We start from the raw sequence: 22,929 nt of genomic DNA, 5'->3' as shown, positions 1-22,929 counted from the left end.
AATGCCAGGTTTTTACTTAGCCTTAACACTAGGCCATTACAACTTGCTTACTGCGGTATCTGATAAAACCAAACAAACACAGTCCAACAAACAGCATGACATAAACTTTCGGCTCCGGAACAGGAAGGAGATTAACCGCAACATCGGAACCCACTGCTGCCATGGTTCCAGAGTAAATCAAAGTTGAATTATCGGGAAAAACGACGGATGCTGTAATCACCATTCCGATCAGATTGGATACTATCGCAGCATAGTCACCATTACTTGCAACATCGGGATCCCACAAAAACTGGAATTTATCGAGCGGATCATAACCAGTAAAGTTGAAACCGAATTGCAGTGCGTTATTCACGCCAAACAATGACGAAACCCCATTGCCAGCTTGATCATGTACGAAATCCGAATCTTGCAAACCACCAAATACCAGAGACTCTCCGGGTATACACCCCGTGCCGCCACACTGCGTGCCGGACAAATCAAACACAAGGCTTTTAATCAAACCACCGGTGCGGTTAACATTCGCAATATCTATCGTAAAAGAATTAAGTGGGCCAAGGTTTTTTACAAAAATCGACCCTGATGCACCTGCATAACTCACTCCACTTAACAACATTGCGAAACCAAAAGCCAATGCGATTCTTTTCATACTTTTGAGTATTTTCATTATCTTTCCTTCTCAAGTAAAAATAGGATGTGATCAACACATTGCGGACACACCAGCTTAGCAAGCTTTAACAATTCGCCGCAACCGCTCATATTAGTAAGTTGGAACTTTTGTACCCAGACATAGGGTTGCTACGAATGACAGTTATAAAATACAGAAGTGGTCTCCAATTTCTGGGCAAACGTTTGGTTTAGGAATTATTGCTCACTCATCAGCTGGCAGCTGAGTGAGCAATAATAGACCTGATTCAGTATTATTTCCCAAGTTTGATATTTGCAGTTCCCATCGCAAGAGCGAGTGGAAAGTATTTTGCCACTGATTCTTTGATCTCGAATCCCGATCCCATATGCATTCAGATAGAGATAGACTTCTTTAAATGTGCTATCCAGACCACATCTTTTCTCCGCGCCCGTCCAGCACGAGACTCTTGTTGTACGTAAATACCTCTGGATTAATACAGCGTGGACGATACGCACTAATTTTATCGAAGTTCTAAATCCACTCACAAACTGAAAATCAGGATATTACTATGCATTAAGGCATTAACCTTATTCATGAAGAAACTCATCATCAAGTACATACCCGGACAAAATTCAAATTTGAATAATGATGTGACTTCGATTATGCTATCTGAAAAAATGATAAACCCAAAATATATAGGAGATTAAATGATTAGATTTTCACTATTGGCTGTTGTATTTGCGTTATTAACATTAGCAGCATGCGAAGGTAAAAAAAGTCTTGATGGCTACCCTATGGATAAGCCACCTCCATCAGCATATGCTCCCAGAGATTCGGAGCCTACTTTTGATACAAGCGATACTCAAGAAGCAAATAAAGAAAAATCAAGTAAAGATCAAGAATAATGTCATGATGCACCACTACTTTGATGGCATCGCGGCATCGGAAGTAGTGGTGTGTGAAGTGCCCCTCTTGGACTACACAACGCGGAAGTCAAGTTAATTTCCACCCAAGCTAGTTAAATCGAACTCAGGCGACTTGCGTTTGAGGGCAAGAATTCATGCTTTGGCAGTGAAATGTGTGTTGCTTAAAAGCAAAGATCGTTATCCAGCCTGTTGGGTAAGCGTCAACTCAATACCTTGCAAGAATACCAACTCATACTCTGCAATGCGAGATAATCCAAGCCTTTTTCCATCGATCATACGCTCTATCGCTCATTCATCCTTCGCAATGAAACTTAACCGAGAATCACCAGCCGATTACAGTATAGTAATAGATCGGACCTGCCGGATTCAATAATTGGCACCGCCGGAAAAGAGCCGATTTATTAGGAGACTATCCTCTTCTTGCGTCTTTCAAGCTTCAATGATTGAGCTTTCTGATCCCAAAAACGCGTTCTACCGCTAATTATTCGATCACTCGGTGTTAAATCATTCATATAGCAGACTTCGATCATTCCAGTATCTTGATCCTTGGAAAATACCTCTGGCACTATTTCCTCTCCAAGTATTTCCTCCAGGGCCACTTTAACTTTGAATTCCTCAGAATATTACTTGCATTTCTTATCTATCTCATTGCTCCACTTGCGTTATGCAATGACTGAGCTTAACGACCTATTCTATTTTACTGGCTCCGCCCCTCATCGCATATTATTGAAGTAATCATCGAAGTATTTTGTGTGAAATCGTTTGCTTTGACAGTTATTTTTTTCTAAAAAATCTTAAAAACCAATATAGCTCCATTAAATTGCTGACTTAAAACCTGCTTGAGTGATTTACTAAATTCGTTATATACTACAAAACTTACTTTGAGAAATTTTATAAGGAAAATCAAACGATGAAATATACTCTTCTTTTAGCTGCAACTTTATTAGTTTTAGCATTATCTGCATGTGGCGGCAGACCTAGTCAAGCGTTGCCGGAACAAGAAAAAGAAAACTATGAAAAACTTATGCGTGGAGAAGAAATTGAATGCCCACACGGTCTTGACGGTAATGGTAATTGCTTAAAAGAAGGGGCTGATGCTCGTCCATATGGTGGAACCAGCAAACCAGGACATTAATATTTTGCAATCAATAAGAAAATAGTTTCAATTTCTTGTGAAATAATAACCGCCTCAGTGGCGGTTTTTTTATTCTCCGAAATAATGAAATAGCAAATCTTCCGGTAATAAATCACAAACTACGCGTGAGTAGTATTTATTCAGCACAGCAAATCATCCCACAACTACTCCCTTTATTTATTGCCCGCTAACCGATGCAATTTCGCGGCATAGATTATCGGCGACAAACCCTATCAGTAACAAGATCATGAATCGAGAATAATTTTTTCAGGACGAGGGCTTGTATTTCCTGTTTATCGATTAGATATCTATTTCGATATGCTTTATGAGACATGTTAGTATTGCTGTTATCTATAGTAAATTCTGAATATAATTCAGAGCAGGAGCAACTCATAGGATACAACATGCGCCAGACTTGAGCGCTGAGCACGGACCTCGAATAGAGATAGTCAAGAATCATGTAATGCAAGTAACCAGAAATCATAACAGTATTGCAAGATAATTATGAAATGTAAGAACCATTATTGTTGTGCAAGTCATTCTTGTTCCTGACAGTAATGGTTAAACAAAATCAGGCAGAAAGGGGGCCATCGTGAAACAATCATTAAAATCATCAAGAAATCAGCTGCTATCTTTTATTTTAACCTTGTTTATTTTCGCCGGAGTTTCTGCTTGCACACTAATCCCGGAAACCGATCCTGAACGCGGTGCAACTACTGTCACCCAAGATCTATTTGGAGATAGTTACACAACGGTAAAATACCTTGATCAAGGCTGGGATATTGCTGATAGCCTGTGGTTCTATACTACCACGCAAGGATCGAATCTGATGCCTTATGATTTTTTTATGGCATTGGAACAACCGAAAAAACCCGGGCTTTTTCGTGCCGATGAGAACATGAACCTCTATCGTTATCTCCCTCAGAAAGCAACCTCCAGCAATCCAGATGCATTGCCCGTCGGATGGGTTAAAGATAGTTACAAGGATAAAGAATACATAGGCTTAACTTGTGCGGCCTGCCACACCGGGCAAATAAATTATAACGGCGTAGGTATTCGTATTGATGGCGGCCCGGCCAGTGCAGACATGGATAGCATCATGAAGGATATTGCAAAAGCCATGCATTACACTCAAAGGAATGAGGAAAAGAAAGACCGATTTATCAAAAATGTCCTGGCGCGCGGTAATTACAAATCAGAAACTGAAGTATTAAGCGATCTGGAAAAATATAAGCAGCGTCTCTCCAGCTATATTACTATAAATCGCAGTATTGACGATGACGGTAACAATGTTCCCTACGGTTACGCGCGATTGGATGCGTTTGGTCGCATTTACAACCGTGTGCTGGAACACCTCGTCAATGATAAGGTGTTAAAAGAATTGTTGAGTGATGGTGGTGCGCTGGGCAATACTGGCATGACTGAAGCAGAGCTCAATAAAATCATGCAAAATGTAGACCAGATTATGACCGGCGATCAGCGTGATCATTTGGTTGAGCGTCTTACCAAAACACTCGAGTGGGAACAATTAGGGAAATTGCGTCAGAAATTGTTTAACCCGCCTAACGCACCTGTCAGCTATCCTTTTTTATGGGACATTCCACAACATGATTATGTGCAGTGGAACGGGTTGGCTGCCAATGCCGGGTTAGGTCCTCTTGGACGCAATACCGGGGAAGTTATCGGGGTTTTTGGTACGTTGGATTGGAAAGAAGAAAAAGGATTTAGTATTTCAACCCTTATCGGCGGACAAGCCGCTGGAACTAAAAAAATTAGCTTTGATTCTTCTGTAAATGTGCATAATCTAAGCAGAATTGAGTCACATCTGGATAAACTGCAGTCCCCTGTATGGCCGAAAGATATTCTGGGAGAAATAGACAAGGAGCGTGTTTTTCGGGGCAAGCTATTGTTCAATCAGTATTGTGAAAGCTGCCATGCCAGAATTGATCGCTCCGATCCGCAACGTCGCATCATTGCACATATGTCCCGAGTCAGCGACGTAGGAACAGATCCTGTTATGGCCAAAAACGGCAGGGAATATCAGGGCTATTCCGGTATTTTGCGCAACCAATATGTGAGCGTGGGTATTGGGGATATTCTACTCGACCAGAAAGCACCCGTTGCCGCATTATTGACAAAAGCGACCTTAAATGTAGTAGCTACTCCCGATCCCGACAAATGGTTTCTTCGACGTTGGACCGATTGGCTTGTAGATATCGCCACAGCATTTGTTCGTAATAAAATTAACCCTTCGCTTAAGCACGGCGATTATGACCCGGACACAACCGTCGATCCGTTTGCTTCATTAAACGCTTATAAGGCGAGATCATTAAATGGCATTTGGGCAACAGCACCTTATTTGCACAACGGGTCAGTACCAACACTCTACGATTTATTACTGCCAAAAAAACGCGAAGGCGATCCAGAAGATGATGAATATCGTCCTGACGAGTTCCAAGTGGGATCGCGTGAATTCGACCCTGAAAAAGTTGGCCTTAAAAGTGAAGGATACAAAGGTTTTACCTTTGATACCAGTTTAAAGGGTAATAGTAATGCGGGTCACGAGTACTCATCCGGCGGGACAGCTCAATCTGATGGTAAGATTTTGCCGAAACTCAATAAAGAGGAACGGTTGGATCTGCTTGAATATCTCAAAATTCTGTAATTAGAATCTTCAGCTATCATTTATTAATGGACAGGGAGTGATGAAATGAGTACAAATTATCTAGAACGCTACGATGCTACCGCCGACGTAGAGAAATTCCCTTTGGTTCGACGTTGGATGGATACCGAGCCTTTACCTTTTTTTAAGGAATTGCGCGCTAAGCGGCCCATTCTGATAACACCCGACTGTACACTGGTAACCCGGTTTGATGATGTTAGAGAAATACTGACTATGTACAAGGTTTTTACCGTCAAGCCGTATGTTCCGAAAATGGATAATTATCTGATGGCGCATGATGATGACGCACTGCATACGCGGGAAAAATCATTGATGCAATTTATGCTGAATCGTGACGATTTGCCGCGCGTACGTAATATGATTGCGGATATTGCCAAAGGGATTTTGAGTAATGCTAATGGCCAAATTGAAGTGGTGAATAGTTTCTGTCGCATGGTTCCGGCCACATTAGTACAAAAATATTTTGGGCTGACAGGAGCCAAAAGAGAAGATCTGATTGAATGGTCCTACTGGAATCAATATGATACTTTTCATAACCAACCTTTCGATCTGGTTCCTCCGGAATTGTCGCAGCGCATTATTGATCGCCATAACGAGACTTCCAAGAAGCTTAGCGACTATATCACTATGTTGATTGCAAAGCGCCTTCTAGCGGTAAAAATTGAAAAATTAACATTTTCCACTATCGTTAGATTGCAAGATGATATTGTTACTCGAATGTTGCGCACCAGTTTTGCGAAAGAACTGGATTTCGACATTAAGCGCTTAGGTATCAATGCAGGTGGATTGCTGATTGGCGCCATTGAGACGACCGCTCAAGCCGTGGCTCAGGTTTTGCAATACCTGTTTCAACATTCGGTGTGGCTGGAGAAGGCAAAAACCGCTGCACAGAAAGATGATCCTACTGAATTCGATGGCATTGTCTGGGAAGCTTTACGTTTTGTTCCGATTACACCCTATTTGTTCCGGACAACCGTAAGCGACTATACTGCGGCAAAAGGCACCGATCATGAAACAGTATTGCGAGCAGGTACTTATGTGTTACCAGTAACATTATCCGCTACATTCGATGAACGAGCCTTCGAGTCACCGGAAGAATTTATCCCGCAACGTAACTGGTATAATTATTTTCATTTTGGATTCGGCGATCACGAGTGCTTGGGACGTTATGTCGGCATGGTCATGATTCCTGAAATGGTGCGGCAAGTATTTCTTCAGAAGAATGTTGAACCAGAAGGCAATATTGATTATAAATCCGGTCCATTCCCGGAATCATATATCCTGTCTTGGAATACACAGTGAAATTTTCGGTTTTTTGTAATTTTACCGTTATCGGTATCTACATAAATCTGTTCAGATAAGGATAAAAGGAAATTACTACAGCCTAGACCCCACCCTTGGCATCAGCTAGAGAAGTGCAGTGTTCTATCGTAAATTATTTGTATTTTTCATCATAGAACACTGCTAAATTACCTTATAAACTCGAGTCGAGGCTCATAAAACTAAGCAGCAAGTGGATTTGCATAGTATTTGTGTTTAAATTCCGCTAACGATACTTACTCCAATCTTTCAATTTCTTTATCAATATTTTGGTTAATTTCTTGTTTTCTTGTAGTCGCGCTCTGATTCTCCAGCAAGGCACCATTCTTTTAGAAACCCCGCGATACTAATGGAGCATCAATGTTTGGGAAAGATTTGTTCACTAAAATAAGCGCATACGAAGCGAAAGACCACCCAAGACATAAGAAGCTGTTTTTTAAACAATGATTCAAAATCCTGAGCAAGAAACTTCTACTTTAATACGGGAGCCCCAGAAATATGCATCAAAAGTACTTATAATTCAGAATATTCTTAAAGAACAAATCAAATTTCATTAATTAAGCAATTTATTATGCTTCTATGTAGGAATTCTAGAAGTAAAGAAAATTTGAACTAAAAATTTATGCCATTAATTTAAATTCTTATTAAACTTTATCCAAATATCTTAATAATCATATAAATTCTTATTTTTCTTACAAAGAGATATATTATAATTACATGCAAAAGCTTTCCAAGAAAGAGAAGAATTTTAATTGATAGCTTTTTTATAATATTGAGCAATTGTATAATCTTTTAAATTGAGGTCGCAAAATGATTGATTCTGGACCCGGAGTGTTAACAGATCCCATTTCTGGTAATCACATTGTTAAAGTGTGCCGAGATCAAGGTGTGAAAGTTAATTCAGTTGCACAATACGTCGTTAAGGGGCTAAGTAACGGTGAAGCTGTAGCTATTATTGCCAGACCCTCATTGAGAAAAGCTCTCATGGACTTTTTTGTGACTCAAGGTCTCGATGTGCAGTCTTTTAAGGACCAGGGTCAAATAAAATTCTTAGATGCGGAATTCCTGCTATCAAGCTTATGGATGGATGACGGAATAGATGCAGAAGCTTTCGAAAAATTCGTTTCAGATCCCCTTGGGGTCATGAAACTAAAATATGACAAAATTCGTATCTTTGGTGAAATGGTTGACGTGCTTTGGCAAAAAGGAGCATATGACGAGGCTATGCAGCTTGAGGATCGATGGAATGATTTATTCAAAAAAATTGAATTTTCACTACTTTGCACCTATTCTTTTAGCCATCTCGACCCCAGCACCTATGATGAAGCTTTGGAGCGTATCTGTAGGTGTCATACACATCACATTCCGTTAGAAGTTTCTGACCTCTCCATATCGTCTGAGGCGAATGAATTATTAGATAGTTTTGGATTGGCATGGAAGCGTATTATTGAGAAATTTAATTCATTCACTTCCGTTGCGCCGCCTATTCCCCCTGCTTAAACAGCAATTACTAATTCCATAATCCCATTAACCTTCTGGGATGAAGCGAGGAAGGTTATATTGAGTGTTATTTGTTGTACTCAGGGATTTTCTTTCGTTTCTACGACAGAAAACATTATACGATACTCATAATTAAATCCCGGGCTGTAAACTATCGGTTTAAGCAGCTTTAGCATCGATTACCCAACGATCAGACTCATTTTTCACTATGCTGTAACACTCACACGCATGGATTTCAAGTTTTTCTCTACACTTGAGTTGTATCTGGCCACGAGAATAATTTATCATTCCTTCCTCCTGTAATTTTTTTGCAATCACCGTAATGCTTTCGCGGCGAACACCTAGAATATAGGCGATCAATTCCTGAGTTATTGATAAATTACTTGAATTACCACGATCAAAACATGAAAGAAGCCACGTGCACAATTGCTGTTCTAATGCATGCCGACGATTACATGCCGTAGCCTGGGATATTTGTACAAAAAGCGTCTGAGCATAGCGTAATAGCAATTTCTTTAATGTACCAGCACGACGGCCTCCACTTCGAGCTAAGATGTTTTTCAATTCTCTTACGGAAATTCGATAAGCTTGGCCTTCAATTTTGGTGATCGCTTGTGTCAGGGTTTTTGCATTATTACCCAGCACTACGGAAATTCCGATTATCCCCTCATTGCCTACCATGGCTACTTCCACACAAGACCCATCTTCCAGGCAACATAATAGAGACACCGTAGCGGTAACTGGAAAATAAACATATTGCAACATATCATTATCTTCAAACAGCACTTCGGAATGAAGCAATGTTACAAGCTCTAAATGAGGTGCTAAGCTGTCGAGCTCCGCTGCTGTCAATGCGCCTAGAATACTATTTTCTTGAAAAGTATAGGAAGTATTAGTTAACATGATGATAGCCCCGACTTGGAAAAATATTATTGTTTTGTTCAGAATAATTCTACAGACATTTTTCTTTGAATCATCGTGCTCTGGAAGATAAAATATACAATCAATTACTTACATAATCTTTATGGAGCGTTACTTGATAACATTTGAATATAACATAGAAATGTGAAGAATTCATAAAGTCCATTAAGATATGAATATATGGCAAGCTAAAAATGGCAATATAAACGGATGATATGTGCAGAACCGACCTGCATGAAGAAGTCAATCGACTCTCACAACAAGCACCATCTTAATTTTTCCTGATGTCCGTAACCCCCGATTTCATAGGACTAAAGCTAGCTTAACTTTCAGAGAAACTCCAAGAATTTGTATAATTCCGTCAATGTCATAAACTCAACACTTCAAGTTATTTATCCTTTGATTTGGATTTAGCCACTTCCGAAAGAACAGTCATTATCTGCTGACGCAGACTAGGGCTGGCACCCAGTACTATTCCCGAGATTAAAACCGTCAGCACAATGTCGCTAGTTTTAATATTGGATTTAGCAACGATATTTCCTATCGCGGATCCCAATTGAGCCGTGGAATCATCAGAAATCTGCGTGGTCAAGCTATCGCTTTTCAGTGGTGCGCTGTGACCTTGCTGTGAAATAATTATTAGCAATAAGGCAGCAAATAAAAACACCCCGCCACCAACAATCGCTCCAGCTTGCCAGTAAGGCATTGCCTCTGCTAATGATAAATACAAGCCAATAAGCACAAAAATCATACCCACGACCATTGCCATCACGGATAATCCCAGAAAGGCCATGATTATGGCCAATCTGACTGATCCTTTCCATAACTTGGCTGTTTCAGCAGCAAGTATCTCGGCCAACAATTTTGGTAGCATCTATGCCACGTTGATAGTTAGCGTCTATTACTCAGTAGCATACCGATTATAAAACCGCTGCCAAAGGCAACCAGCGCGCTGGTTAATGGTCTTTCTTCGATATATTTCTCCATATTCTCTCCGGCTTCTTTAGCTTGATTCTTAACAGTCTTCTCGGCATCGTGAGCTAAGTCAGAAACGTTCTGCCCCTGTTTTTCTGCCAGATCCTTCACTGAAGTCAATATCGAACCGATATCATTCCGCAAACTGGCGAAATCTTTCTTTATTTGATCCATTTCTTTACTAAATTCATCTGCTGTTGCCATACCTTAACCTCCGTTTGAACTTAAGTTCGATAATTGACAATCAAATCACAAGAAATTTAATTTGTTCTTTAGACAAGAATGTCTCAAGCAATATCTAACAGGAATGATCTCATTTTATCTTTCAATTCACTACTGATTATAGAGATCTCTAAGAATTTACATATTAAACAAATAAATAATTGCCAATACGCTTACTGGCACTCCGAGTAGCCATGCTAGAAAATATTTACCCATTTGAGCCTCCTTTTAATTTGTGATAATTAGTTTGTTCACCTAATCGATAATCAATTAGACAATTGGTGGCAATATGTATATTTCTTAAGAAAACTTAGTGAGTGTATACGAATTTCACAAAGGTTACACTCCGCAATCGTTTCTATATATCGCACAACCATAAAAAGATACTACAGTATCAATTTCTAAGGGTATGTGCGGCAACACACAAAGAAAGACAATGGGCACACTTACAATAACAGATATGACGATGCAAGCAGAGCAGACACATATCAGGAATATTACTTATCGCAACAATTTAAAACGTTAATGTTGATGATTTGTTTGAGTAATTTTAATTGGAGGTAAAGGCTGCGACGTCCATAACTGCACTAAAGTGATCCCTATAGCCAGAATGGGAGGACCGATGAAAATACCGATAAAACCATAAGCTATGATACCTCCCGATGCACCAAGAACAACCAATAGGAAAGATAGATTACTTCCGCGACTGATGAGATAAGGCCTGACAAAATTGTCAATACTACTGATCACAAAAATACCCCACAACACCGTGAAAACCGCCCACCCGTAGGATCCTTCATAGAGAAACCAGACACTGACACCTCCCCAAATTAAAGAGGGTCCCATGGGTATTACTGAGAGAAAAAAAGTCGCAGAGCCAAGTAAAAACGCACCTGATGCCGATACTCCTGCGATAAGAAAACCTATCATAGCCGCTATAGCTTGTGCCAACGCTGAACCAAAAATACCATACACCACTCCTGTAACCGTATTGTGAATTTGCACTAAAGGATCAGTGCCAAGACTGCCATCCAGAAGTTTCGCGACCCCATTGTGCAGCATTTGTATCAGCGCTTCACCGTCACGATAGAAAAAGAAACCAATAAATGCGGCAAAAACCATTTGCAACAAACTCTTGCCGATCACATTACCCAGATTAAGGAGAAAATTCTTGAGCGGTTCAAGCAATCCGGTGAGCAGCATGCCTACTTCTTTCCCTCCTGACATCAATCCTTTCCAGTAGCGGATAAATTGCTCACCAAAGAATGGAGTATCTTTAAGCCATGCAGGGGGTTCAATCGAACCTTGTTGCATAAACACTTTGACGGCATCGATTATGGCGGTAACATTGTCTGCCAGACTGAAAGCAAGCAACGCTGATGGAATGATCACCAGCAGTATCATTCCCCCTATCATCAACAGTGACGCTAGCGTGGTGTTTCCGCCTAATGCCCTGCGCAACTGCAGATGAATCGGCCAAGTCGAAATACATACCACCATCGCGAACACGATCGCGGGAATAAATGGATGAAGAATCTGGTAACAACCCATAAGCAGAATGGCGATTACAACTAGCCGGGCAAACTGCAGAATATATTCCTTTGTGTTCATCCTGGACGCTTCCAGATTACGCATAATTCAATTTGAATGTACCCCATTCAGAAATAAAATCGACAACCGAAAGTATGCAAGTTTTGAAGAGAACAGTTTCGTAAGCAGTGAAACCATAGAATTTATAAGTAAATTAAACTTCTCCAAACTGTATCAACTTTGATTTCAGAAATTTTCATTACCTGTTGGTTCAATAGGCTGGACAGCGTTCATACTGTGTCTGAGATTCGCAAGGGAAGAATAAACGACTTTCCGAATCCGGTTGACTCCACCGAGTGGACGATGTTCGAGTACAGCATGCCAAGGCGTATATGAAAGATTTTCGCAAAATTTATGCTGTTCCGGATTATCAAATTCCTGTTGGGGAATGATGATAGTTGCAACCTGAAAGAAGGGCGCCTCACTTTCTTTCCACTCGTTCGTGACTCTTTCGATACTGAGCGCAGCTCCTGCTGCTGTACCGGTATCGCGCGTCTGAATCAAAAACTCAAAACAAGCATCGTTCGTACTCAGATGTTGCTTCATCGCTGCACGCAGGTAATTAGGATCCTTAAACTGGATCTCCTGGGGAGTGTTATCCAATTGATTACAGGGTCTTACGGAATATTTCATTGCACGGCGGTATGATCCTGAACCGAGTTGATAAGGCACTGCAGACCAATACCGTGTGTAAAGTGGATTCGCAATCTTTTTACTGTTGATCTTCGCCGCAATGATTGATCCCTCAATGCCCAGCGAGAGAGGTACCGATAATTGACTCAGCAGATTCGAGCTGCTGAGCGACTGGACTAAGCCTAAATATTTCTGTGGATCGTTAATGAAGAATGCAGGATGACTAATCATTAAGAAATCCTGAGTACTACGCTCATCGGGCAGGAGTTTTTCGCCGGGAATTCCCATCAATTTGATGGACATTCCTCGTCCGTCCCCTTCTTTGTCTTCACGGAATGGATCACTATCGCTGTTTGAGAAACGAATCCAGGCTTTATAAAGGGCATTAGCCTGGAAGACGCCATGCTGATGTTCATCTTGAAGCGTTTCATTGACCCGGAAATCCGCCAACACACAGCCATGCGCTTTAGGGTGAACATGGCGCAATGCAGGAAGATTACTCATATAACGTGACCTGACCGTCTGTTCAATAATCTCTTTAATGGCCAATGTTGCTGCTTCCTCATCTGGCCAGGGTGATTCGCCAATTTCTGCATCATACTCAATGCTACTGTCATATTGTGCCAGTTGAATGTTGGATCGCACTGTGCCTACCAACGAGCTTTCCGATGGAGCTCCGCAAGCGGTTAGCAACATCAATAATGATAAAAAAACCGCTGGAACTGGAAAGATTGAACGAATAGGGAATGAATGCATAGTGATCTCACAGTAAAGTAGAGAATTCAATTTCCTGGAAGATATACTAAATTCCAAGGCTCCAGTTTAATCCTTTATATTTTTATAGCTTTCCAGATTTATTGGCCTGTAATTACTTGGCGTAATTCAGGAAATAAAGAAAAATTTTTGACTGATTGAAAGTTTTGCAGAAGTAGGCTGTCGAGTATGTGCGATAGCGCACGAATAGCTGCTATTAATGAATTACGCAAACATGGAAACTAGTTAGACGTCATGCTTTTTTGAAATCTTTTTGTAGAGCTTGACGGGCTCCGCTTGTCTTTTTCGCATCCGAAGATTGAGAATCTCTACGGTAACGGAAAAAGCCATTGCAAAATAAATGTAACCCTTAGGCACATGAACCCCAAATCCTTCCACCATCAGAGTAACGCCCACCAGGATCAGAAAAGATAGTGCAAGAATTTTGATCGTGGGATGTCCGTCCACAAAATCTCCAATCGTTTTTGCCGCCACCAGCATCACCAACACTGCCAATATGATGGCAATCGCCATGAGGGTGACTTCATCAACCAATCCAACCGCCGTAATGACTGAATCCAAAGAAAATACAATATCCAAAACCGCAATCTGAAGCAGAACCATCCCCAGGCCGGAAACCACCACATGAGCCCCTCGCTCCTCGACCCCTTCCAAACTATTGTGAATTTCATGTGTCGCTTTGGCAATTAAAAACAAACCTCCTCCGACCAAAATGATATCGCGCCCGGAAATCTCATAGCCAAAAACCGTAACCCATGGTTCGGTTAAACCCATAACCCAGGAAATTGAAAATAGCAATGCCAAGCGCGCTATCATTGCGAGCCCAAGCCCCATTCTTCTAGCGTAAGCCCGTTGATTCTCAGGAAGCCGTCCGACAAGAATGGAAATGAAGATAATATTGTCGATTCCCAGGACAATCTCTAACGCGGTTAAGGTACCCAATGCAATCCAGGCCTCAGGACTTGTCAGCCATTCAAACACAGAATTCCCTCTTTTTTCTACGGTTGATCATAGGTATATAGAATCGATGGCTAGTCATTTAGCAGAATTATATTTCTACACACGCACTTCATGCACTTGCTTGATAAATGCATCTTTGAAAGGACCTAAAAATTTAACATCCATTAGAAATGATTTTGTTGCAAACAAAAATAAAGGCATACTGCTGCTGGTTGTATTATTTTAATTCCGGTTTTTATGAAACAGCAACAAGACAAGTGCCAAACAAGGTCAATGAACTATGAACGTGGGGTTTTCTTATATCAGTTTCCTTCGACTGACAACCAAAGCCAACGTATCAACAGAAAGCCTAGCATACTGATAAAAGCTACACCGCAAAATGCCACGAAACCCAATAGTCCCACAAAAAGACGACTGTGCGTTACCGTTTTTTCCGGTTGTTCAAGATAATCATTGAGCAATTGAACATTACGTTGATTGGCTTTCCACATGAAATCCGAGACATCCCCTAACACAGGAATTATTCCCAAGATCGCATCTAATCCGATATTGAAAGCCATTTTTAGAAGGATTGACTTGGGAACGCCCATTTGAGCTGCTTGTGTCAGAATGTGACTTGAGATTACTGCCCCTGCGGCATCCCCGATCCCGGGAATCAATCCGATCAGTCCATCCAGACCAAACCGTATTTGTGTTCCTGGAATACGGAAAGTGTTGTCTAATAACCATGCCAATCGATTCAGCTTATCTTTTGATTGTTCGATCTGAACTTTATTCATGTAATCTTATACTTGAAAATATAAAAATAGTGGGAGATAAAATTTTATGTGACAGTTTAAACTAATCGGAACCGATCATTTTTAATAACGATCAGTAGCATCTTCAATCTTATCACCCGCATTCTCAATAGCGTCACTAGTCGCATCTTTGCTGTTCTCTATCCCTCTGTCTATTTTCTCACCTGCTTGCTCGGCAGGACCTTGTTGTTCTGCACAGCCGGCCAGTATTAACGATGACGATATCAGAAGAATTGATAAGATTATTTTATTCATGTCGCACACCTCATATCTAAAGTTGAATTATTTGTTATTTGTAGAAAAATGCCGGGGAAGTGTCACTTCGAGCACGCAAGAAAACCTATACATTGATTGTTAGAGATTCTTACTTACGCTCGAAATGACAAATGCAAGCTGACAAATGCAAGCTTTCCGGAGTTTCTTTAATGGAAAGGAACACTTCCACAATAGATTTCTCCACATTCATATCACACAGTAGCTGTTATTTAAATCTGGAAGCAGCCGATTTTATTGCACTACCCAGTGAATCCCACGCACTCTCAACACCAGACTTGAGATCTTCCCACGCATCTTCACTGGCCTCTTTGAGTTCCGCAAGCTTTCCATCCACCGCAGCTTGCTTGGATTTTAATTCTTCAATCTGCTTGTAATATTCGATTTGCGCATCAGCTTCTGCTTTATCTGCCTTTGCCTTGAGTTTATCGATCTCTGCGGCACATTCATCCAGCTGCGCTTGCAGCTTCTTTTCGTAGGCTTCTTTCATACTCATAACTATTCTCCTGTTTTGTTTAATACTGTTTATTGTAGGATTCAGCTCGAATCTGCATTGTTAATTATCAGAAAGATAAATAACTAACAATTTAGATTTGATTCGAGTCTAAGTCTGAGCAGCAGAAATGTAAATATGCATTAATAACTATCCCTGACTTTGTCTGCGCGATCTTCTATTCTGTCGGCTTCATCTTCAGCCGACTCTCTAAGCTGATCCGCACGATCCTCCATTTTGTCGGCCTGCTTTTCGCGCACCTTCTCCACTGCTTCTTTGGCATCTTCATCTGCTTCTCTTATCTGATCCGCTTTATCTTCCAGTCTGTCAGCCCGTGTCTCAGCATCATCCATTCTTTGAATGGCGCTTTGAGAATAGCTATTGGATGCAACGATAATAAACAAGAAAGCGCTTAAGGCTACGGTCATTTTCATTAAACTATTCATTTTGATACCTCCGTTTTACGATAAAAATATTTATTCACATTTTTTTGTAAAATCATCGACTTGCTTTTCAGCTTCTTCTTTGGCGATTCCATATCTTTCCTGAATTCTGCCGACCAGTTCTTCACGCTTTCCTTCAATAATATCCAGATCATCATTCGTTAATTCACCCCATTGCTGTTGCGCCTTACCCTTGATCTGTGTCCAATTACCTTTGATTTGATCCCAGTTCATAATAAATGCTCCTTGATTAAAATTGAGATAGCAATTTAATTGAGGCTCCTAACTTGCTAGATAAATTTGCAAACGTCAGTACCTTAATTGCTTTTATGAGAAATTACGATTTATATACCATTACAAAATTACACGGGCGGTGGACGTCGTCCCATTACCCAGAATACGATCGCTAAAACAACACCGATAACAAACAAAATCCAAGCCATTTCCATAGCAATACCTGCAACGCCGGTAATGCCTAATAGAGCGGCAATTATTGCTATCACCAAGAAAGTAATCGCCAAATTTATCATGAGTTTTCTCCTTGTTTAAGGCTCCAGATTAGCGCATTAACTTATTACATCAACCTGGAAAATAATATTCAGAAGCTATTGATGCTTCTGATCGATTGTGTCCCGCACTGCAGGCGTTACAAAGGTAATATTACCGCAGGAATTTTGTGTGGTATGTGCGATCACACACAAAGCACCAAGTTAAGCAGAACATCCTGATTGCCCAGGATAGCTCTGGTTTGTGTCATATGGAACAGTAAAACAGTCACCATGAATGAACACCATTGCAGGTATTCACTAAAGAAAAAGTTGGCGTAATACTGGAATATCGGTGCGAAGGTGGCAGAATTGCCCAATTTGTAGCGAGAGGACTATATGAGTACGAAGGATATCGCTGTGAGAAGGGTCTCTGGCCGTCGGGAAGGTATGTAGTTATTCTGTGGAGCTGAATATTTTCGATTACAGAGTTCATGAAAAGTGAACTCTGTAATCACAGCTGTATATTTAACTAATTCAGTTAGTTACATTTCCTGCAAAAGTCATCAACTTGTTTTTCAGCCTCTTCTTTTGCAATGCCGTATCTTTCCTGAACTTTACCAACGAATTCCTCGCGGCTTCCTTCAATAACGTCCAAGTCATCGTTAGTCAATTTGCCCCATTGTTGCTGGGCTTTACCTTTAACTTGCGTCCAATTTCCTTTAACTTGATCCCAATTCATAATTAACTCTCCTTAGTAAGTTTCTAATTTCATTAATTAAATTTATGCGATAACAAGAATAATGAATTATTTTTCTTATCATCGTTTTTTAAATTATCGGTTGAAATCGAATCTGTATGTGCGATAGCCAACATTTAATAACTTCTTGGGCAGCGTACTGGAAAGCAAGATCCAAGGATTCATATTTTATGACTACTCGTATACGAAGCTGAGACAAAAATGAGCAATGACATCAAAAACATTGCTTTCTGCAATGTTTTCTTTTGAAAATACTTTCTCGCAAGTATTGCTTTTGCATGAGTTTTATCTGTTTGTGAGACAGCGCACAGACGCAAGCGAGAATTGAAAGCACCATATTAAACCTGTTAATCAAAAAAGGAGCAATATTATGATTCATGGAAAAAAATTAACTCTAGCGTTAGCTATCAGTGCGGCATTCTTATTAACGAGTATGCCTGTCTTTGCTGACTATTCTCAGACACAAAATAAAATTGATGATAAAGAGAATTCCCCTAAGCAAGCGCAGCCCCATTCTTCATCTCACAAAAAAGATGATAGCAATAAGGCAGAACAGAATTCTTCTGAAAATGAAAAACGCGACATTAATTCAGGAGGACCACGTGAAGAGAGCCCTCAAAAAAGTTCTTACTAGACCTTGTTAAACTGCATGCAGGTAGCCATTGATATTCAGAGGTAATGGCTACCTTTTTTCTTTTTATTCGCTTCTTCATGGCAATCTTAAACTCAGAGTAGTAAATGCCTACTATCAACCGTTAGATGATTCTTTCTTTATAGGGCCCTCGTCGTACGGCTTCTATCCATACCCTATCCGCTGTTTCTTCTTTCCAGCTGCACCCGTACTAGAAGCTGATACGCATTAATGTAGCGGCTGTCAGCAAATTCCAATCCGGATTAATAATCGCTGTCTTGGATACCCTGGCTATAGCCTACTAGTTGATACTCGAGCACGTCCTCCATCAGGGTATGGCTGGATCAGCACAAATCCAATTTACAAAATATCTTATTTAATATTATGCATATAAGGAATTGCCCTTACGTGTCAGACCGAATATTCCGTCTCGCGCTTCTTCAGTATTATTTCGTATAGAGTTTTTTTGAAAAAATGATAGGAGCGTAAACGAATGACCCTAAGGAATAGGCAGTTAATCTTAATCCACTGGATAATTTTTTTTATCTTGGGATGCATTATCGGGAATAACAGCGCTGTTGCCGCTGAAATGAAACTTGCGGAAACAGAGAAAACCAAAAAATCCTCGGTTATTGCCAGGAGCCACAAAATACCCAAAGAAACTAATGGAGCGCCATTCAGTGCACAAGAAACCGTAGGGGAAACTCGGTTTGACTTTGATAATCTGACTAAGATAATGGAGAATCATAAAAATCCACTGTCTGCCATAACGCCCAATTGGCTCGATTTGGCGGTTGAACATCGGACGCGCTATGACGCCTACGATAATGGTTTCACCAGAGCTATCCCGGGTTTTAATGATCAGATTCATCAGCGGACAAGGTTTTTGATGGAAATCAAAAATATCATAGAACCTCTCAAGTTTACCCTCGAATTGACAGATATACGCGCGCCATTAGCAAATTTTGGACAAGACCGATCCCCACTTTTTGCCAATCACTTTGATTTTACCCAGCTTCATCTCGATTATTTATTCAAGAATTTTCTAGGAACAGGCTATAACGCGACATTTGAAGTGGGTCGATTTTTGCTGGAAACTGGAGAAGCAAGGCTGTTAGGGGGTCATCGATGGGGACCCTTTACGCCCACTTTTGATGGGATACGACTTGTAGTAGGAAACGACCAGGAAAAATGGGGTCTGCAGGTATTTGGCACCCGCCCGGTCAATAGAGAACCAACGCATATGGATTGGAATACGCCTGAAACTTATTTTTCAGGCGTGCAGGTTACGAATCGTGATCTACCCTGGGCTAACGTGGACTATTATTTCCTGCAATTAAATGAGGGAAATAAGCTCAGGAAACGTAATCTATCCACCACCGGCTTTAGATTGTTTGCCAAGCCGGTGGCAGGACAAATGGATTATGAAATTGAATCCATGTATCAGTTTGGCGATACCCAGGATACCAAGGTTTTTGCACATCGCCATCATGGTGAAATAGGCTATAGCTTTAAAACTTCAATGCCATTACGATTAGTTTACCTATTCGATTTTTCATCAGGAAGCCAGGATCCCAATAAGAATTTTGATATCTTGTATGCTAAACGCCGTGTGGAATATGGCCCCACCGGTATGTTCGGACCATTCTTTCCCTCCAATCTGATTTCACCGGTAGGTTTTCGCGCAACCTTTATACCGCGCCCTGATGTCAGACTTATGATGTCTCATCGCGCATACTGGTTAGCCAATAAACATGGCGCGTATGTAGGCAGCGGTCTACAAGATCCGACGGGGCAAGCCGGCACTTTCTTGGGCAATATGCTTGATATCAGTGTGGGGTGGGCTCCTCAGTGGAGTTACTTAAAGCGCATAAGCTTTGATATAGGATATAGTCATATATTCAAAGGCGACTATTTCGATAAAGTCCCACAAAGCCCGGGCATGGCGGATACGAACTATGGATATACCATGGCGACTATTAAATTTTAGTACTTCACATTAAAAATATTCTTGCCAATCATGCAAAAAAACAATAAGGAATCAGAAAGAATGAATTGGCTTCACAATGCTATATGTTTCGTTATCTGACAAAAAATGGATTCCTGTAACTGGGATCCATTGTTGTCCGGCCACTATGCTGGCGACCATTCAAAATGGAATCGTTGCATCCAATGAAAACAGAAACTGATCCTTTTTACCGTCGAACGGACGAAATGCCATGTCAATACCGTCCGCACGATCATAACGGATATTTTTCCGGATATTAATATTGCGAATAGGCTTCCAGCCTTTATTCCATCGTTTTATCGGCTTCCAGTTCATACCTAAGGTAACTGCATAATAATCTGCCGGTGCACTTATGAAAGGGATATTTCCTGCGTAACTCACCCCCTTGTTGTTCAACGCGGACAATATACGATAAGGTGAAAAAACACGCCAGCCGTTGCGGTCATGAAAGCGTTCCATACGAATGCCGACAGACAAATCGCGCAGCAGATCATAGGTCAGATGCGTATTGATGCTATACCATGCAGCATTCTGGATTCCACCCGGCAAATTGATATTGGCCGCCCAACCGTGGGTATGATGCAACACCATATGAGTCTTGGGCGTAAGCCAGTGTTGCAGAACAACACTATACATTAGCCAGGGTTCATCGGTAGCTGTCCGCCCATAAGTGCCGCCGAGTTGTGCCGCAGTTCGTCTGTCGTCACTGTTCCACAAGATATTTGCCAGCCCGCCCCAGTTATCGAGTTGCTTATCAAAACCGCCATCCCAACCGCCCGTCGCGCTGCCAGTGGTTGCACCGCCCTGAATTTGCCAGTTTCGATTAATCGTGTGACTGCCTAGAAGTCCGGTATGTGTAAACGGTTCGCCACTGTTCAGAATATATCCGCGTGTATAAAAGAAGTTATCCGGTGCCGGAACGGTTTCATATCCTAGGGGAGTATAGAAATGTCCAACTTTGATGTTGAGGCCACGGCCCATTGGCACGTAAGCCTCTAAATAGGCCTGCGGCAACGCGATTCCATACGTACGCGTCGAGTTGCAACACAAATTCAGATCCCAGTTTCCCCGATTTGAAGGTTCCCCGGTATTCTCATCGAATGCAGAGATGCCAAAAGCCTGGGTGTAGATGGCATCAGTACCGAACAAAAAATCAAAGCGGCCGCCGAGGTCCCACTTTGTACCTTCCGATTCGACATTCCGTTGTAAAAATATATTGAGCTGATTTAATTGAAACCGATTGGCACGATCGGCAAAGGTGACCGCCCCATTGAAACCATCTGCAGGATTGTTGGCATTATATGTCGCACCGCCGTTGATCCAACCCCCTAATTCCAGACCGCTTTGTTTAAGCAGATTTGGAAAACTATTGGCATGAGCATTGCAGATGCTCAACAAAAAAAGCAACAGAATTCCAGTATGGGCATATAACCTTGTTTTGTTATATTTGCACGCGTTATGCATTTTCTTCTCGCCTTATGTTCCTGATTGTAATAACTCAACGTAAAATGACAGAGACGCACCTTAACGTAACCGGGACAATGTTGCATACCGGGGAAACCCTTATTTTCTTTTCAGTGAAACCATTAGTAAAATTTAATGGAATAAATTACATCATCCATGTAGTTATCATTGATTCAATTGCTTAGACTTTATATCAATGAACAGAACAAATCCGCTTAATAATCTTGAATCCGGCGACATCAAACCAAAACAGAAACGCAAGCGAACAAAAGTTGTGCGTAGTATCAGTAATACCCACAAACTGAGGAGACGAACCGGAAGAACTCAACCCGGCAGATTCCGACGAAAAATACTGCTGACCGGTATTGAATTATTGGGCTTGGGCATTGCAGCATTCTGTGCCATCATCATGTTACTGGGCTATTCCGCCAGCCGGTTCTCAGGTACCAATTTTTTTGTTAACTTGCTGCCATTTACTGCCGGTATATTGGGTTTGATATTAGCAGCAAGCCTTTTTCTGATTGGCTGGTGGAAACTGAGAAAGTGGTTGCAATTGCATTCGGAATTTCTGACCCCGGGTTTATCATTGGCACTGGCATTGCTGATCTCCTGGCTAGTTACGCACGATCAATTCACACTGACTTATGGTCATTTCCGCACCTTAGTAGGCGGCAAGGAAGAAGCCGGACGAGTGACAATTGCACACCAGGTTTACGCCGCCTACCGACGGCACGATACCGCACAGCTGCAAAAAATGGTTAACCGGTCGCAGGAATATCGGCAGGCGATCGAAGATGCTGCCCGCTCTTTTAATATCGATGTCAATCTGCTACACGGTATTGCCGCGACGGAATCCTCTTTCATTCCGCGAGACAGCAGCGACGGGGGCAAAGGGCTATTTCAAATCACTCGCGTTCCGGAAACGGTTATTGCGCAGGCACGCAAACAGCTGGGTACGGAAAAAATAGCCTTGGATAACTCCCGCCATAATGCCTTTGTCGCCGCAGCTACATTTAAGCATTATCTGGCTGAAATGAAAGGTGATCTTTTTTTGGGATTGCTGGCCTATAATATCGGCCCCGCAAATGGAGGGTTACGTTTTATCATGCAACAATATGGTGCGGTCGATTTCACCACAATACAACCCTATTTACAGACTTTGCCGCGCGATTATCCGATCCGGGTGCTGTCTTACTCGCTGGCATTTCGCCTTTGGCACAAAGAAGGCAAATTGCTTGCTTACGAAGAAGGTAATAATGCTATCCACATCCAGCGCATCGGCATACCGGGCTTGCATACCGTTTGGTAATG

At 41.4% G+C, this 22,929-nt stretch carries 23 protein-coding genes; 8 read left to right on the top strand and 15 right to left on the bottom strand.

The window, feature by feature from the left end; translation table 11 throughout:
• Positions 1-28: 28 nt before the first annotated feature.
• Positions 29-664, bottom strand: coding sequence for a hypothetical protein (locus ATY38_RS06545; protein ID WP_062558604.1), 636 nt, complete (start codon positions 662-664; stop codon positions 29-31).
• A 668-nt stretch (positions 665-1,332) separates the two neighbouring features.
• Between ATY38_RS06545 and ATY38_RS06540 the strand changes: the two genes are divergently transcribed.
• The 5 genes from ATY38_RS06540 to ATY38_RS06515 all read left to right on the top strand — a co-directional run bounded on the left by ATY38_RS06540 (position 1,333) and on the right by ATY38_RS06515 (position 8,189).
• Positions 1,333-1,530 carry a hypothetical protein gene (locus ATY38_RS06540; protein WP_062558603.1) on the top strand — a complete coding sequence of 66 codons (198 nt, stop codon included), beginning with the start codon at positions 1,333-1,335 and terminating at the stop codon, positions 1,528-1,530.
• Positions 1,531-2,461: 931 nt separating this feature from the next.
• Positions 2,462-2,686 carry a hypothetical protein gene (locus ATY38_RS06530; RefSeq protein WP_013648516.1) on the top strand — a complete coding sequence of 75 codons (225 nt, stop codon included), beginning with the start codon at positions 2,462-2,464 and terminating at the stop codon, positions 2,684-2,686.
• A 592-nt stretch (positions 2,687-3,278) separates the two neighbouring features.
• Positions 3,279-5,351, top strand: coding sequence for a di-heme-cytochrome C peroxidase (locus tag ATY38_RS06525; RefSeq protein WP_062558601.1), 2,073 nt, complete (start codon positions 3,279-3,281; stop codon positions 5,349-5,351).
• A gap of 45 nt (positions 5,352-5,396) precedes the next feature.
• Entirely contained in the window at positions 5,397-6,671 is a 1,275-nt protein-coding gene (locus tag ATY38_RS06520; protein ID WP_062558600.1) for a cytochrome P450, read from the top strand.
• An 828-nt stretch (positions 6,672-7,499) separates the two neighbouring features.
• Entirely contained in the window at positions 7,500-8,189 is a 690-nt protein-coding gene (locus tag ATY38_RS06515) for an MEDS domain-containing protein (RefSeq protein ID WP_062558599.1), read from the top strand.
• Positions 8,190-8,348: 159 nt separating this feature from the next.
• Here the strand turns inward: ATY38_RS06515 and ATY38_RS06510 are convergent, their stop codons facing one another.
• The 13 genes from ATY38_RS06510 to ATY38_RS06455 all read right to left on the bottom strand — a co-directional run bounded on the left by ATY38_RS06510 (position 8,349) and on the right by ATY38_RS06455 (position 17,497).
• Positions 8,349-9,092 (bottom strand): Crp/Fnr family transcriptional regulator, encoded by a 744-nt coding sequence (locus ATY38_RS06510; RefSeq protein WP_062558598.1) that lies wholly within the window; start codon positions 9,090-9,092, stop codon positions 8,349-8,351.
• Between the two features lie 406 nt (positions 9,093-9,498).
• On the bottom strand, positions 9,499-9,984 hold the full coding sequence (locus ATY38_RS06505) for a phage holin family protein (RefSeq protein WP_062558597.1): 486 nt from the start codon (positions 9,982-9,984) through the stop codon (positions 9,499-9,501).
• Between the two features lie 17 nt (positions 9,985-10,001).
• Complete coding sequence (locus ATY38_RS06500) at positions 10,002-10,289, bottom strand: ElaB/YgaM/YqjD family protein (RefSeq protein WP_062558596.1); 288 nt, start codon at positions 10,287-10,289, stop codon at positions 10,002-10,004.
• 540 nt (positions 10,290-10,829) lie between these two features.
• Positions 10,830-11,918, bottom strand: a complete 1,089-nt coding sequence (locus ATY38_RS06495; protein ID WP_062560127.1) for an AI-2E family transporter — start codon at positions 11,916-11,918, stop codon at positions 10,830-10,832.
• Between the two features lie 165 nt (positions 11,919-12,083).
• Positions 12,084-13,286 carry a catalase family protein gene (locus ATY38_RS06490; protein ID WP_062558595.1) on the bottom strand — a complete coding sequence of 401 codons (1,203 nt, stop codon included), beginning with the start codon at positions 13,284-13,286 and terminating at the stop codon, positions 12,084-12,086.
• Positions 13,287-13,529: 243 nt separating this feature from the next.
• Positions 13,530-14,285, bottom strand: coding sequence for a TerC family protein (locus ATY38_RS06485; RefSeq protein WP_062558594.1), 756 nt, complete (start codon positions 14,283-14,285; stop codon positions 13,530-13,532).
• Positions 14,286-14,566: 281 nt separating this feature from the next.
• Positions 14,567-15,043: a DUF4112 domain-containing protein gene (locus ATY38_RS06480; RefSeq protein ID WP_062558593.1), complete on the bottom strand. Its 477-nt coding sequence runs from the start codon at positions 15,041-15,043 to the stop codon at positions 14,567-14,569.
• A gap of 81 nt (positions 15,044-15,124) precedes the next feature.
• Positions 15,125-15,316 (bottom strand): hypothetical protein, encoded by a 192-nt coding sequence (locus tag ATY38_RS06475; RefSeq protein ID WP_062558592.1) that lies wholly within the window; start codon positions 15,314-15,316, stop codon positions 15,125-15,127.
• 226 nt (positions 15,317-15,542) lie between these two features.
• Positions 15,543-15,830, bottom strand: a complete 288-nt coding sequence (locus tag ATY38_RS06470) for a sll1863 family stress response protein (protein ID WP_062558591.1) — start codon at positions 15,828-15,830, stop codon at positions 15,543-15,545.
• Positions 15,831-15,970: 140 nt separating this feature from the next.
• Positions 15,971-16,273 carry an ATP synthase subunit B family protein gene (locus ATY38_RS06465; protein WP_062558590.1) on the bottom strand — a complete coding sequence of 101 codons (303 nt, stop codon included), beginning with the start codon at positions 16,271-16,273 and terminating at the stop codon, positions 15,971-15,973.
• Positions 16,274-16,303: 30 nt separating this feature from the next.
• Entirely contained in the window at positions 16,304-16,504 is a 201-nt protein-coding gene (locus ATY38_RS06460; protein WP_176492718.1) for a CsbD family protein, read from the bottom strand.
• A gap of 128 nt (positions 16,505-16,632) precedes the next feature.
• Complete coding sequence (locus ATY38_RS15420) at positions 16,633-16,800, bottom strand: DUF1328 domain-containing protein (RefSeq protein ID WP_074701755.1); 168 nt, start codon at positions 16,798-16,800, stop codon at positions 16,633-16,635.
• Positions 16,801-17,296: 496 nt separating this feature from the next.
• Positions 17,297-17,497 (bottom strand): CsbD family protein, encoded by a 201-nt coding sequence (locus ATY38_RS06455; protein ID WP_062558588.1) that lies wholly within the window; start codon positions 17,495-17,497, stop codon positions 17,297-17,299.
• 388 nt (positions 17,498-17,885) lie between these two features.
• Between ATY38_RS06455 and ATY38_RS06450 the strand changes: the two genes are divergently transcribed.
• Both ATY38_RS06450 and ATY38_RS06445 read left to right on the top strand, forming a co-directional pair.
• Positions 17,886-18,149 carry a hypothetical protein gene (locus tag ATY38_RS06450; RefSeq protein ID WP_062558587.1) on the top strand — a complete coding sequence of 88 codons (264 nt, stop codon included), beginning with the start codon at positions 17,886-17,888 and terminating at the stop codon, positions 18,147-18,149.
• A 586-nt stretch (positions 18,150-18,735) separates the two neighbouring features.
• Positions 18,736-20,136, top strand: a complete 1,401-nt coding sequence (locus ATY38_RS06445; protein ID WP_235590412.1) for an alginate export family protein — start codon at positions 18,736-18,738, stop codon at positions 20,134-20,136.
• 159 nt (positions 20,137-20,295) lie between these two features.
• On the opposite strand, the gene ATY38_RS06440 is transcribed toward ATY38_RS06445, so the two are convergent.
• On the bottom strand, positions 20,296-21,618 hold the full coding sequence (locus ATY38_RS06440) for a porin (RefSeq protein ID WP_062558585.1): 1,323 nt from the start codon (positions 21,616-21,618) through the stop codon (positions 20,296-20,298).
• A 196-nt stretch (positions 21,619-21,814) separates the two neighbouring features.
• On the opposite strand from ATY38_RS06440, the gene ATY38_RS06435 reads away from it, so the two are divergent.
• Positions 21,815-22,927, top strand: coding sequence for a lytic transglycosylase domain-containing protein (locus ATY38_RS06435; protein ID WP_062558584.1), 1,113 nt, complete (start codon positions 21,815-21,817; stop codon positions 22,925-22,927).
• Positions 22,928-22,929: the final 2 nt, after the last annotated feature.

Source organism: Nitrosomonas ureae (genome assembly GCF_001455205.1).
Lineage (GTDB): Bacteria > Pseudomonadota > Gammaproteobacteria > Burkholderiales > Nitrosomonadaceae > Nitrosomonas > Nitrosomonas ureae.
The sequence above is the reverse complement of the archived record's forward strand: the minus strand, read 5'-3'. Positions and strand labels throughout refer to the sequence as shown.